The 13,944-nt window shown below is 52.8% G+C and carries 13 protein-coding genes; 9 read left to right on the top strand and 4 right to left on the bottom strand.

Translation table 11 applies throughout. The annotated features are described in order from the left end of the window. Positions 1–265: 265 nt before the first annotated feature. The 8 genes from trpB to scpB all read left to right on the top strand — a co-directional run bounded on the left by trpB (position 266) and on the right by scpB (position 7,420). Positions 266–1,468, top strand: coding sequence for a tryptophan synthase subunit beta (gene trpB, locus EL111_RS03590; protein ID WP_123795959.1), 1,203 nt, complete (start codon positions 266–268; stop codon positions 1,466–1,468). A 96-nt stretch (positions 1,469–1,564) separates the two neighbouring features. After that, positions 1,565–2,074, top strand: a complete 510-nt coding sequence (locus EL111_RS03585) for a chorismate--pyruvate lyase family protein (RefSeq protein WP_123795958.1) — start codon at positions 1,565–1,567, stop codon at positions 2,072–2,074. 31 nt (positions 2,075–2,105) lie between these two features. Beyond that, positions 2,106–3,011, top strand: coding sequence for a 4-hydroxybenzoate octaprenyltransferase (ubiA, locus tag EL111_RS03580; RefSeq protein ID WP_123795957.1), 906 nt, complete (start codon positions 2,106–2,108; stop codon positions 3,009–3,011). Between the two features lie 210 nt (positions 3,012–3,221). Beyond that, the gene (gene ptsN / locus EL111_RS03575; RefSeq protein WP_123795956.1) at positions 3,222–3,671 is read left to right on the top strand and encodes a PTS IIA-like nitrogen regulatory protein PtsN; all 450 of its coding nucleotides are present in this window, start codon (positions 3,222–3,224) and stop codon (positions 3,669–3,671) included. A gap of 2 nt (positions 3,672–3,673) precedes the next feature. Next, entirely contained in the window at positions 3,674–4,636 is a 963-nt protein-coding gene (gene hprK / locus EL111_RS03570; protein WP_123795955.1) for an HPr(Ser) kinase/phosphatase, read from the top strand. Beyond that, positions 4,617–5,471, top strand: a complete 855-nt coding sequence (gene rapZ / locus EL111_RS03565; RefSeq protein WP_123795954.1) for an RNase adapter RapZ — start codon at positions 4,617–4,619, stop codon at positions 5,469–5,471. The genes hprK and rapZ overlap by 20 nt, the downstream gene beginning before the upstream one ends. A gap of 46 nt (positions 5,472–5,517) precedes the next feature. Beyond that, positions 5,518–6,462, top strand: a complete 945-nt coding sequence (ylqF, locus tag EL111_RS03560) for a ribosome biogenesis GTPase YlqF (RefSeq protein WP_123795953.1) — start codon at positions 5,518–5,520, stop codon at positions 6,460–6,462. Between the two features lie 304 nt (positions 6,463–6,766). Then, complete coding sequence (gene scpB / locus EL111_RS03555) at positions 6,767–7,420, top strand: SMC-Scp complex subunit ScpB (RefSeq protein WP_231998404.1); 654 nt, start codon at positions 6,767–6,769, stop codon at positions 7,418–7,420. A gap of 435 nt (positions 7,421–7,855) precedes the next feature. Here scpB and dnaK read toward each other — a convergent pair whose 3' ends face one another. Together dnaK and grpE are read right to left on the bottom strand one after the other, a co-directional pair. Beyond that, positions 7,856–9,793 carry a molecular chaperone DnaK gene (gene dnaK / locus EL111_RS03550; RefSeq protein ID WP_123795952.1) on the bottom strand — a complete coding sequence of 646 codons (1,938 nt, stop codon included), beginning with the start codon at positions 9,791–9,793 and terminating at the stop codon, positions 7,856–7,858. Positions 9,794–10,110: 317 nt separating this feature from the next. Beyond that, on the bottom strand, positions 10,111–10,695 hold the full coding sequence (gene grpE, locus EL111_RS03545; protein ID WP_123795951.1) for a nucleotide exchange factor GrpE: 585 nt from the start codon (positions 10,693–10,695) through the stop codon (positions 10,111–10,113). 245 nt (positions 10,696–10,940) lie between these two features. On the opposite strand from grpE, the gene cysE reads away from it, so the two are divergent. Continuing rightward, the gene (cysE, locus tag EL111_RS03540; RefSeq protein ID WP_123795990.1) at positions 10,941–11,759 is read left to right on the top strand and encodes a serine O-acetyltransferase; all 819 of its coding nucleotides are present in this window, start codon (positions 10,941–10,943) and stop codon (positions 11,757–11,759) included. Positions 11,760–12,091: 332 nt separating this feature from the next. Here the strand turns inward: cysE and accD are convergent, their stop codons facing one another. Both accD and trpA read right to left on the bottom strand, forming a co-directional pair. Further along, on the bottom strand, positions 12,092–12,961 hold the full coding sequence (gene accD / locus EL111_RS03535; protein ID WP_123795950.1) for an acetyl-CoA carboxylase, carboxyltransferase subunit beta: 870 nt from the start codon (positions 12,959–12,961) through the stop codon (positions 12,092–12,094). Positions 12,962–13,048: 87 nt separating this feature from the next. Further along, on the bottom strand, positions 13,049–13,834 hold the full coding sequence (trpA, locus tag EL111_RS03530; RefSeq protein ID WP_123795949.1) for a tryptophan synthase subunit alpha: 786 nt from the start codon (positions 13,832–13,834) through the stop codon (positions 13,049–13,051). Between the last annotated feature and the right edge of the window lie 110 nt (positions 13,835–13,944).

Here is a 13,944-nt window from a genome sequence, read left to right as displayed (position 1 = left end):
CTTTTTGCAGACGGCTTTTTTATGGCGGAATGTTTGCCCAAACACCCGATAAAACCCTATAATCGCTGACATTCGGTTTATCAATATATCAAACCCAACCCGTTTCCGATATTTTCAGACGGCCTTTCTATAGTCGAATAAAATAAGAATGAGACAAGGCAGCGAAGCTGCAGACAGTACACATAGTACGGCAAGGCAAAGCAACGCTGTATCATTCTTATTTTAAATGACTATACTTGTACGCGCCGTCCGCAAAGGACAAAAGATGAAAAACTACCAAGCACCCGATTCACAAGGATTTTTCGGCGAACATGGCGGACTGTACGTTTCCGAAACCCTGATTCCGGCCTTGAAAGAGCTGGCCGAAGCCTACGAAGCCGCCAAAAACGATCCTGAATTTTGGGCAGAGTTCCGCCGCGACTTGAAGCATTATGTCGGCCGCCCCAGCCCGGTGTACCATGCCGAACGCTTGAGCGAGCATTTGGGCGGCGCGCAGATTTGGTTGAAACGCGAAGATTTGAACCACACCGGCGCGCACAAGGTCAACAACACCATCGGTCAGGCCTTGCTGGCCAAGCGCATGGGCAAGAAAAACGTGATTGCGGAAACCGGTGCGGGGCAGCACGGCGTAGCCAGCGCAACAGTAGCCGCCCGTTTCGGCATGAACTGCCGCGTGTATATGGGTGCCGACGACATCCAACGCCAAATGCCCAATGTGTTCCGCATGAAGCTCTTGGGTGCGGAAGTGGTCGGCGTGGAAAGCGGCAGCCGTACGCTGAAAGATGCGATGAACGAAGCCATGCGCGAATGGGTGGCGAAGGTCGATGACACGTTTTACATCATCGGTACTGCTGCCGGCCCCGCCCCTTATCCCGAGATGGTACGCGATTTCCAATGCGTCATCGGCAACGAAGCCAAAGAACAGATGCTCGAAGCCATCGGCAGACAACCGGATGTTGCCGTGGCCTGCGTGGGCGGCGGCTCCAACGCCATCGGCCTGTTCCACCCTTATATCGAAGAATCCGGTGTACGCTTGGTTGGCGTGGAAGCGGGCGGTTTGGGTGTGCACACGCCCGACCATGCCGCGCCGATTACTTCGGGCGCACCTGTCGGTGTGCTGCACGGTTTCCGCAGCTATCTGATGCAGGACGACAACGGACAAGTGCTCGGTACGCATTCCGTATCCGCCGGTTTGGACTATCCCGGCATCGGCCCGGAACACAGCCATCTGCACGACATCGGCCGTGTCGAATACACCGCCGCCAATGACGATAAAGCCTTGGAGGCTTTCGACTTGCTCTGCCGCTTCGAGGGCATTATTCCCGCTTTGGAAAGCTCGCACGCGCTGGCTTGGGCGGTGGAAAATGCGCCGAAAATGGCTAAAGACCAAGTGATTTTGGTGAATCTCTCAGGCCGCGGCGACAAAGACATCAATACGGTTGCCAAATTAAAAGGCATTGAATTGTAAACATCAAAGGCCGTCTGCACATTCCGCATAAACCGCTTGATTCGGCATATCGGTATTTTGCAGACGGCATTTGTCCTGTTTAAGGTGCCGTTTCATATGGATTTTGTTCAAACTTGGCAAACCCGGCCGCCCGAAGGAACGCCGCCGCTGATGCTGGCCAATTCGCTGACCGCGGCTTTGCGTGCAATCGATTCGACTTTTTCCGTGCGGCTGCTTTATCTCGGTGCTCCTGAAAACAGCCCCTGCCTGCCGCTTGGTCTGCCGTCTGCAAACCACGCTCTGTTTGTCCGCGATGTGGCACTTTGTCTGCATGGCGAACCCGTCGTCTTGGCTCGCAGCCAATGTTCGGCGGATTCGGCAAACTGGCGCAGCATTCTGGATTGCGGCAACCGTCCGCTGGGTGAAAAGCTGTTTGACGGTTCTTTGCCTTTGACGCGCTCGCCTTTCGAGTTTGCCCGCCTGCCCGTCGAAAACCAAACCGAAGCTCTGGTTCGCCGTTCCCGTTTTCTTTGGAATCAGGAAACATTGTGGCTTGCCGAATGCTTCCTGCCCGCGCTGAACCCTTATCTCACCGATAATCCGTCTCCGTATTCACAGACGGCATAAGCCACCCGAACATCTGCAACACCGCCACAACATGAATATTTCCTCTCTTTTATTGAAACATCTGCCGCCTGCCGTTGCCGAAAAGCTCATCGTTTACCTGCAACTCATGCGCGCCGACAAGCCCATCGGTACACTGCTTTTATTGTGGCCGACTTATTGGGCGATGTGGATTGCAGCCGAAGGCTATCCCGGCCATACCGTTTTTATCGCCTTTACTGCCGGCGTATTTCTGATGCGGAGTGCCGGCTGTGTCATCAACGATTATGCAGACCGGGAGTTTGACGGTGCGGTCGAGCGCACGCAAAACCGTCCGTTTGCGCGCGGTACCGTCAGCACTAAAGAAGCCCTGCTGCTTACCGCCGCGCTGTGCCTGCTTGCCGCGCTGTGCCTGTTGCCATTAAACCACCTGACGTGGCTGATGAGTCTGCCTGCGCTGTTTTTGGCCATGACTTATCCGTTTACCAAACGCTTTTTTCCGATTCCGCAATTTTATCTGGGGCTGGCTTTTTCATTCGGCATTCCGATGGCGTTTGCCGCCATTACCGAAACCGTACCCGGTATCGCATGGCTGGTTTTTGCCGCCAATCTGCTGTGGACGCTTGCATTCGATACGGTTTACGCCATGGCCGACAAAGAAGATGATTTGAAAATCGGTATCAAAACTTCCGCCATCACATTCGGCAGATACGACTTGACCGCCGTGATGCTGTGTCATGCAGGCTTCACGTTGCTGATGGTCGTATTGGGCTGGCAAATCGGTGCTTCATGGATTTATTGGCTGATGCTGCCGGTAACCGTTTGGTGGCAATACGGGCAATACTTGACCGCCTCAACCCGCAACCGTTCGGTCTGCTTCCAAACCTTTCTCGGCAACAACCGTATCGGCATGGCATGGTTTCTCGGCTTGGCGGGGCATTACCTGCTGGCAGGCGCATAAGCGGCAGGTGCATAGTCGGCAGCCCGCAAAAGGCCGTCTGCAAATCGTGCATTTTGCAGACGGCCTTACTGTTTGCAAGCTGTTAAAAAATATTGTAAAAATGCTAAACTGCGTAAGTTTTCCCCATACAAAATGCCGTTTTGCCATTGAGAATTTTGCCGACACTCGGTACAATTCCCCCTTGTTTTGCTACTGCTTAAAGAGATTTTTATGAGCCTGATCGGCGATATTCTCCCCTTGTCCCATATTATGTTGGACTTGGACATCACCAGCAAAAAACGTCTGTTCGAACAAGCCGGCCTGCTGCTGGAAAACCAAGCCGGGCTGCCGCGCTCCGATGTATTCGACTGCCTGTTTGCCCGCGAAAAACTGGGGACAACCGGCTTGGGGCAAGGTGTAGCCATTCCCCACGGTCGTCATGCCTGCGTCGAAAAAGCAGTCGGCGCATTCATCCGCCTGCACGAGCCTATAGAGTTTGACGCTCCCGATGGCAAACCGGTATCGCTGGTTTTCATCTTGCTTGTGCCTGAAAACGCCACCGGAGAGCATTTGGAAGTATTATCCAAACTGGCCGGCAAGTTTTCGCAAAAAAGCGTGCGCGAAGCATTGGCTGCTGCGGCAACAACCGAAGATGTTTACCGTTTGCTGACTGAAGAATAACCATGCCGAGCATTTCCGTCCGCCAGCTCTACCAAGACAATCTCCATAAATTACAGCTTGCTTGGGCAGCAGGCAATTCCGGTGCCGACAACCGTATCGGTGTGGAGGCCGACAAGCCCGTTTTGGCGCTGGTCGGCCATTTGAATTTTATCCACCCCAATCAGGTTCAGGTTATCGGCGCGGCAGAAGCAGAATACCTTATCCGTCTGGAATCCGGCGGTCTGCCGTTTGACTTTGCCGAACTGTTCGATATTCCGATGTCGCTGGTCATCGTGGCAAACGGTCTGCCCGTATCGCCCAAACTGCGCGATTTCTGCCATACGCGCGGCATTCCGCTGCTGACTTCCAAAGTCGAAAGTCCGCACCTGATGGACGTATTGCGGATTTATCTGCAACGTACCCTTGCCGTCTCCACGATGCGCCACGGCGTATTTTTAGATGTTTTCGAAATCGGCGTACTGATTACCGGACAATCCGGCTTGGGCAAAAGCGAACTGGCACTCGAACTGATTTCACGCGGACACAGCCTGATTGCCGATGATGCGGTCGAACTGTTCCGCACCGGCCCCGAAACATTGGAAGGCCGCTGCCCGCCTATGCTGCGCGACTTTTTGGAAGTACGCGGTTTGGGCGTACTGAATATCCGCCATATTTTTGGCGAACCCTCCATCCGTCCGAAAAAAGTGCTGCAACTCATCATCAATCTGGTTGCGGCGGACGATGACTATATGAAACAGCTTGACCGTCTGAGTATCCGTACCGAAACCGAATCCATACTCAACGTCAATATCCGTTCGGTAACCCTGCCCGTTGCCGTCGGACGCAACCTCGCCGTCATGGTAGAAGCCGCCGTCCGCAACTATATCCTGCAACTGCGCGGCAAAGACAGTACCAAAGAATTTCTCGAACGCCACCAAACGCTGCTGAAAGAAAACGAACAACACCATGAAGATAGTATTGATTAGCGGTTTATCCGGTTCAGGCAAATCCGTCGCACTCAAGCAGCTTGAAGACTTAGGCTACTACTGCGTTGACAACCTGCCTATGGAGCTGCTGCCCTCGCTGGTGCTCCACCATATCGACCGAGGAGATGAAACCAAACTCGGCGTAAGTGTCGATATCCGCTCCCGCATCGACATCAGTCAGGCTCAAGAGCAAATCAACTACCTGCGCTCGGAAGGCCATCAAGTCGACATACTGTTTGTTGAAGCCGAAGAAAGCGTACTGGTGCGCCGTTTTTCCGAAACCCGCCGCAGCCACCCGCTTTCCGACCACAACCTTTCCCTGATTGAAAGCCTGCAAAAAGAACGCGGCTGGCTCTCTCCCCTGCGCGACTTGGCCTATTGCATCGATACCTCGAAAATGAACGCCCAACAGTTGCGCTATGCCGTACAGCAATGGCTGAAAACCGAGCGGCAGGGGCTGTTGGTTATTCTGGAGTCATTCGGTTTCAAATACGGCACGCCCAACAACGCCGACTTCATATTCGATATGCGAAGCCTGCCCAACCCTTACTATGATACCGAACTGCGCCCCTACAACGGCATGGACAAACCGATTCAGGATTATCTAGACAACCAGCCCCTTGCTCAGGAAATGGTCAACGACATCGACGGTTTCATCAGCCGCTGGCTGCCGCGTATGCAGCAGGAAAGCCGCAGCTACGTTACCATCGCCATCGGCTGTACCGGCGGCCAGCACCGCTCCGTCTATGTCGTCGAAAGACTGGCGCAACGTCTGAAAAACACATACCAGCTTTTAGTCCTCCACCGCCAAGCACAAAACCTTACCGGACGCTGATTGGCTTCATTTTGCAGACGGCATATTCGCAAGAAAGGCACGAAATATGGCAATCCAATGGTTTCCCGGCCACATGAACAAGGCAAAAAAAGCCATCGCCGACCGTATCAAAAGTGTAGACATGGTCATCGAAATGCTGGATGCACGCCTGCCCGCCTCCAGCGAAAACCCCCTGCTGGCCCAGCTTTCCAAAGGCAAACCCAAGCTCAAAATCCTGAATAAGCAGGATTTGGCAGACAACGGGCGCACCGCCGCTTGGCTGGAATATTACAACAATATGCCGGACACCCGCGCCATTGCGCTGGACTCTTCCGAAAAAGGCGCGCATGGCAAAATTACCCAAACCTGCCGTGCCATGATGCCCAACCGCGGCGGCATCGACAAACCCCTGCGCGTATTAATCTGCGGCATTCCCAACGTCGGCAAATCCACCCTGATTAACGGCATGATTGGCAAAAAATCCGCCAAAACCGGCAACGAACCGGGCATTACCAAAGCCGAACAGCGCCTATTTCTCGCCGATGATTTCTGGCTGTACGACACCCCCGGTATGCTTTGGCCGAAAATTATCGTGGAAGAAAGCGGCTACAACCTTGCCGCCAGCGGTGCAGTCGGACGCAACGCCTTAGACGAAGAAGAAGTCTCACTCGAGCTGCTCGACTACCTGCGCCGCCACTATCTGCCGCTGTTGCAGGAGCGTTACCAAGCCGACAAAGACCCGTCCAGCCATTGGCTCGACACCGACTGGCTGGAATGGATTGCCAAAAAACGCGGCGCAATCCTCCCCGGCGGCAGAGTCAATTACCAAAAAGCCGCCGAAAATATCCTGACCGACTTCCGTGCCGGACAAATCGGCAAAATTACCCTCGAAACCCCGAGCCAATGGGAAAGCTGGCTGAAAACCGCCCGCAAACGCGAAGCCGAGTTGAAGGCACTGCGCGAAGCCCGAAAAGCCGAACGCAAAGGGAAAACACCGGCAGACGGCGAATAATCGTACATTCCCATTCGGACCCGCCTGCACCAATGCCCGAAACAGCAATGTTTCCCGGCAAACCGCCCGAACTGCGAGAAAGAACATATAGTCGAATAAAATAAGAATGAGACAAGGCAGCGAAGCCGCAGACAGTACACATAGTACGGCAAGGCAAAGCAACGCTGTATCATTCTTATTTTAAATGACTATAAAACAGCAAACCGATACTTTACGCTGTCCGTTCTTCTAAAACCCATACCGAAACCTATTTTGCAGACGGCCTATCCGCCTTCAGGCCGTCTGCAAATCCTTGCTTTTTATCATGAACGACAAACTCCCTCCCGACGCGCTGATTGAAGCCGCTCTGCTTACCCAAATCGAACCGCTTTCCGAGAAAGCCATGCGCGAATTGTGCGTGCCGCCGCTGTCGCAAGACAAACTCATCGATGTGCTGACCCAACTCAAACTGCGCTGGCAAAACCGCGCCTTAGATTTGGTGCATACCCATGAAGGTTGGCGTTTCCAAATCGCCCAAGCCGCCTTCGAACGGCTCGGCAGCCTGCAGGAACAACGTGCACCCCGCTATTCGCGCGCGGTGATGGAAACACTGGCAATTATTGCCTACCAGCAGCCGGTAACGCGCAGCGACATCGAAGGCATACGCGGCGTATCCGTTTCCCAAAACGTCATGCAAACCTTGCAAGACCGCGGCTGGATTGAAGTCATCGGCCATAGAGACGCCATCGGTCGACCCGCATTATGGGCAACAACTGCCGCATTTCTCAGCGATTTGCGTTTAGACAGTTTGGAAGAATTGCCTCCGCTCACCGAGCTTGGTGAACTGGTGTTGCCCGAACTTCTGGAAACACCGCCTACCGGAGAGGAAGACGAAGATGATGAAGCTGCCAAACCCTCCTTACCGGCAGATGAAACCACAGAAATGCCGTCTGCAAATCAAACGGTTTTGCTGAATTAAAACGGCAAAAATACAGACGGCATAAAACGCCTCAATATCTTTCCACTACTTCTAAATACTTGTTTCCATTAAAATCAAAGCAATCAGCCGGTACAGGCAATACGGTTCGGCAGACTTACTGCTTCAACAGCTTGATGAAATCCTTCTTCAAGCAAAACGCAGCCATGCCGTCTGCAACCCGCTGCCTTATGCCTGTGCCGCTTCACGATAATCCAAGCGCCATCACACTACCCGATCCGATACCGGATTACTCTCATTATAGTCGAATAAAATAAGAATGAGACAAGGCAGCGAAGCCGCAGACAGTACACATAGTACGGCAAGGCAAAGCAACGCTGTATCATTCTTATTTTAAATGACTATATCATATTGAATGTTAATCAAAACAAAAAAAGCGCGAACCTTACGATTCGCGCTTTTTTCAGACGGCCTCAATTATTTTTTGTCGTCTTTCACTTCTTCAAAATCGGCATCCACTACGTCATCGTCTTTCTTGGCAGAAGAAGATTCGGCTTGTGCGCCTTCGCCCGCCTGGGCTTGGGCTTCGGCTTGCGCTTGCGCGTACACCATTTCGCCCAGTTTTTGGCTGGCTGCACCCAAGGCTTCGGCTTTGGCATCAATGTCGGCTTTGTCTTCGCCTTTCACGGCTTCTTCGGCATCTTTCAATGCGGCCTCGATTTTCTCTTTTTCGGCTGCGTCGAGTTTGTCGCCGTAGTCGGCCAGAGATTTTTTCACCGAGTGAATCAATGCTTCGGCTTGGTTGCGCGAAGCCACCAGCTCGGTCAGTTTTTTATCTTCTTCCGCATTGGCTTCCGCGTCTTTCACCATGCGCTCGATTTCCTCTTCGCTCAGGCCGGAAGAGCCTTGGATGGTGATGTTGGCGGCCTTGCCGGTGCCTTTGTCTTTGGCAGAAACGTGCAGGATACCGTTGGCATCAATGTCGAAGGTTACTTCGATTTGCGGCATACCGCGCGGTGCAGGTGCGATGTCGCCCAAGTTGAACTGACCCAGCGATTTGTTGGCGGAAGCGCGTTCGCGTTCGCCTTGCAGCACATGGATGGTTACGGCACTTTGGTTGTCTTCGGCGGTGGAGAACACTTGCGACGCTTTGGTCGGGATGGTGGTGTTCTTCTGAATCAGCTTGGTCATCACGCCGCCCATGGTTTCGATACCCAGCGACAGCGGGGTTACGTCCAGCAGCAGCACATCGCTGCGGCCGCCGCCCAATACTTCGCCTTGAATCGCGGCACCGACTGCCACGGCTTCGTCGGGGTTCACGTCTTTGCGCGGCTCTTTGCCGAAGAAATCTTTAACGGCTTCCTGCACTTTCGGCATACGGGTTTGGCCGCCCACCAAAATCACATCGTCAATATCGCTTGTGCTCAAACCGGCATCTTTCAACGCGGTACGGCAAGGCTCGATAGAGCGTTGGATCAAATCTTCCACCAGGCTTTCGAATTTGGCACGGGTCAGCTTCAATACCAAGTGTTTCGGGCCGGTTGCGTCCATGGTGATAAACGGCAGGTTGATTTCGGTTTGCTGGCCGCTCGACAATTCGATTTTGGCTTTTTCGGCTGCTTCTTTCACGCGCTGCATCGCCATCGCATCGCCTTTCAGGTCGATGCCCTGCTCTTTTTTGAACTCGGCGATGATGTGGTCGATGATGCGTTGGTCGAAGTCTTCGCCGCCCAAGAAGGTATCGCCGTTGGTCGCCAATACTTCAAACTGTTTGTCACCGTCGAGGTTGGCGATTTCGATGATGGAAATGTCGAAAGTACCGCCGCCCAAATCGTAAACCGCCACTTTACGGTCTTTATTGTCGCCTTTGTCCATACCGAATGCCAATGCGGCGGCAGTCGGCTCGTTGATGATGCGTTTTACGTCCAAACCGGCAATGCGGCCGGCATCTTTGGTGGCTTGGCGTTGGCTGTCGTTGAAGTAGGCCGGAACGGTCACTACCGCTTCGGTTACTTTTTCGCCCAGATAGGCTTCTGCCGCTTCTTTCATTTTACGCAGCACTTCGGCGGAAATTTGCGGCGGCGACAGCTCTTTGCCTTGCGCTTTCACCCATGCATCACCGTTGCCCGATTTGATGATTTCAAACGGCATGGTTTCGATGTCGCGCTGCACTTCTTTATCTTCGAATTTATGACCGATCAGGCGTTTGGCGGCATAAATGGTGTTTTTTGCATTGGTGACGGCTTGGCGTTTGGCCGGTGCGCCGACCAGGATTTCGTTGCCGTCGAGATAGGCGACCACGGAAGGCGTGGTGCGCGCGCCTTCGGCGTTTTCGATTACTTTGGTTTGGCCGTTTTCAGAAATGGCCACGCATGAGTTGGTTGTACCCAAGTCGATACCGATTACTTTTGCCATGTATTTATAGCTCCTAAAAATTTTAATACTTAATAAATGATTCGGCTGGGGATTACGCCCCGTTGGTCTGTAAATAAGGCGGTTTTTCCGCTTTTCAAGTATCGGAATCTAAAATTTTTCAGATATTTTTAATTTTATATTCAAATGCTTGATTTACTTATCCACAGGCCGTCTGAAATTATTTTTTCAGACGGCTTGTTTTGAGGCCCACAGTCTTTGCCATCGGAATGACGACCCGGCAACACGGTTTCCTAATGAGATGGGGGATAAGGCCGTCTGAAAATTTTATGCCTGACAAACATCATCAGGCGGTGCTTTCAATCTTCTTTTTTCGCCACCACCACCATTGCCGGACGCAATACGCGGTCTGACAGGGTATAGCCTTTCTTCATCACGCTGACGATGGTATTCGGCTCCTGCTCGCTGACCACGGTCTGCATCGCCTGGTGTTGGTGCGGATCGAGCTTGTCGCCTGCCTGCGGGTTGATTTCTTTGATTTGGGTGGCATCGAATGCTTTTTGCAGCTCGTTCAAAGTCATCTGCACGCCCATTTTCAGCGCGTCGAAATTACCGCTCTGATCCAGCAGCGCCATTTCCAGATAGTCTTTCACCGGCAGCATTTCGGCGGCGAATTTTTGTCCGGCAAACTTATGGGTGTCGGCGATTTCCTGCTGGTGGCGGCGGCGCAGGTTTTGCTCGTTGGCCAAGCCGCGCAGCTGCTCGTCTTTGACTTGGCCTTCCAACTCGGCAATACGCGCTTCCAAGTCCTCATAAGAAGGTTTTTCCACAACCTGCCCTTCTTCTGCTTCCTGACCACCTGCAACTTCCGCAGCCTCCACTGCTTCCGTTTCTTCTGCGGCAGCTACTTTTTCTTCTTCGACAGTTTGGGTTTGTTCGTTCATATCGGCATCCTTTAATGGAAAAACAGCAGTCATAACATCATTTCACGACATATAAGGCCGTCTGCAAAAATTTCAAGCCCAAACGGTAGCAACCTTTCCTTTTCCAACTGCCAAACCGTTCTAAAAACAGCATTTTCCGCACTATGCCAAAACCGCGATAAACGGTAAGATATACGCAAGCGTACAGGCACAAGTCCGCACACGCGCTTTTTTCCATTTTACAGACGGCCTTTATTATGCAAAACATCAAAAAAGACCACCTCAACACCGCAGATTTCGATTTGTGGCAAACCATTCGCGAAGAAACCGAAGCCGCTGCCGCCGCAGAACCGATTTTGGCGAGTTTCCTGCACCAAACCGTACTGCGCCACGGCTCGCTGGCTTCAGTACTTGCCTACCACCTGTCCAGCAAACTTTCCAGCCCGATTATGGACGCAAGGATTCTGTATGAAATGTATCTGCTGGCACTTTCGGAAGACAGCCACATCATCGGCTGCGTCGAATCCGACTTAAAAGCCGTATACGAACGCGACCCCGCCTGCGACGAATACTCGCTGCCGCTTTTGTATTTCAAAGGTTTCCATGCGATTCAGGCACACCGCATCAACCACTGGCTGTATCAAAACGGCCGCCAAACGCTGGCATATTTCCTGCAAAACCGCATGTCGGAAGTATTCGGCACCGACATCCACCCCGCCGCCCGATTCGGCCACGGCATCATGCTTGACCACGCCACCGGCTTCGTCGTCGGCGAAACAGCCGTGTTGGGCAACAACATTTCGATTCTCCACGGCGTAACCCTCGGCGGCTCGGGCAAAGAAAGCGGCGACCGTCATCCGAAAGTTTCAGACGGCGTGATGATTGGCGCAAACGCTTCGATTTTGGGCAACATCCGCATCGGAGAAAACGCCAAAGTCGGCGCAGGCAGCGTAGTGGTCAGCGATGTGCCGTCATCGATTACCGTTGTCGGCGTTCCCGCCAAACCGGTCGGACGTTCCAATAAAGTTCCGTCTGCCGACATGAATCAAAATATCGACTTTACCGGCTTGGATTTTATGATTTGAGAGCGAAACAATATATCGTTAAATCACTCAGCATAAGGCAAGGCTGCACAACGGCAGACTGTACGCACAATATGGGGCGCGGCTCGACCGCTTCAGCAGCCTGCTCAAAACTCCTCTTTGAACAAAATTTAGGCAGCACGGTATCTTTCTGCTCTGCGTGAAACCCATGTATAGTCGAATAAAATAAGAATGAGACAAGGCAGCGAAGCCGCAGACAGTACACATAGTACGGCAAGGCAAAGCAACGCTGTATCATTCTTATTTTAAATGACTATAAAATGACTAAAAAGGCCGTCTGCATTTACAGACGGCCTTTTGCAATCAATAATATCTTAAGCGACGTTGGTTTTTTCCCTACGTCCCAACAGCGTAATCAAATCGACAATGCGCTGCTTCATCACGCGGCGATCGACGATTTGGTCGATTGCGCCTTTTTCCAGCAGAAATTCCGCACGTTGGAAACCTTCGGGCAGCGTTTCCCGCACGGTTTGCTCAATCACGCGCGGCCCTGCAAAGCCGATTAAGGCATTCGGTTCGGCAAGCACCACATCACCCAAGAAAGCAAAGCTGGCGGATACACCGCCCATGGTCGGATCGGTTAACACCGATACAAACGGCAGACGTTTTTCCGATAAAAGATGCAATGCCGCGCTGGTTTTGGTCATCTGCATCAAAGAATTTACGCCTTCCTGCATACGCGCGCCGCCTGATGCGGAAACGCAGATAAAGGAGCAATTATCCGCTGCTGCGCGGCGTACGCCTTGTACGAAACGCTCGCCCACTACCGATCCCATAGAACCGCCGATAAAGCGGAATTCAAACGCAGCCACCACTACCGGCAAACCGCCCATCGTCCCTTTCATGACCACCAGCGCATCATCTTCCCCCGTTTGTTTGCGGGCAGCCGTCAAGCGGTCGGGATATTTTTTGCTGTCTTTAAATTTCAGCGGATCAGTCGGCTTCACTTGCGCGCCGATTTCTTCGCGGCCTTCCGCATCCAACAGCAGGTTCAGGCGTTCGCGGGCGGAAAGCGGATTGTGGTAATCACATTTCGGGCAAACGGAATTGTTTTGTTTCAATTCGGTTGAGTAAACGGTTGCCGAGCAGGACGGGCATTTGTGCCACAAACCTTCGGGTACGCTGGATTCGCTTTTATCATCACGTTTGATTTTCGGCGGCAGGATTTTATCTAACCAGCTCATGGAAACTCCTTCGATAAGACTCCGGCAGCAACCGAAGCCGTTTTTTCAGACGGCACGCGGCGGCAACTGCCGGCGCACCCAAAATATTCAGCGGATGGCAGCTTTCAATTCACCAACCAACGCGCCAACCGCACCGGCCTCGTTGCCGGCGTTGTCTTCAATGGTCTTGACGATACGGCTGCCCACGATGACGGCATCGGCAACCGCACCAATTTTGCGCGCGCTTTGTGCATCATGAATACCGAAACCGACACCGATCGGAATGGAAATATATTTGCGTAACAACTCTATTTTACGCGAAACCTCTTCGGTATCCAAACTGGCCGCACCCGTTACCCCGCGCAGGGAAACGTAATACACAAATCCGCCTGCCATCTCCGCGATGGTGCGGATACGCTCTTCGGTGGTGGTCGGCGCAATCAGGAAAATACAGTCGAGGCCGTTTGCCTGCAGCTCACTTTGCAGCGGCGCGATGGTCTCTACCGGAGAATCAACAGTCAGCACGCCGTCCACACCGGCCTCGGCGGCTGCTTGTGCAAACCGCGCATAGCCCATTTTGTGCACCGGATTGAGATAGCCCATCAGCACCACAGGCGTCGTATCGTTGCTTTGGCGGAACTGCCTTACCACTTCCAACACATCTGCCAGCGATACGCCGTTTGCCAAAGCGCGTTCAGCCGCCCGCTGAATGGTCGGGCCGTCTGCCATCGGGTCGGAAAACGGTACGCCCAATTCCAAAATATCCGCGCCGTTTTCAACCAAGCTGTGCATCAATGCCAACGTAGTCTGCGTATCGGGATCGCCTACGGTAATATAGGGAATCAGGGCTTTTGCCCCGTTCAGGGTCTGAAAGGTCTGCTGGATTCTGCTCATCTTATGCTCGTTTCCGTATGATTGCAGGACGGTATCAAAAGGTTAACAATTTGTAAGTATAGCATTGACCGGCCGCAAATAAACAAGCCGTCTGTAAAATTATTTATTTT

Origin of the sequence: Neisseria animalis, from assembly GCF_900636515.1 — a bacterium.
GTDB classification, from domain to species: Bacteria; Pseudomonadota; Gammaproteobacteria; order Burkholderiales; family Neisseriaceae; genus Neisseria; species Neisseria animalis.
The sequence above is the reverse complement of the archived record's forward strand: the minus strand, read 5'-3'. Positions and strand labels throughout refer to the sequence as shown.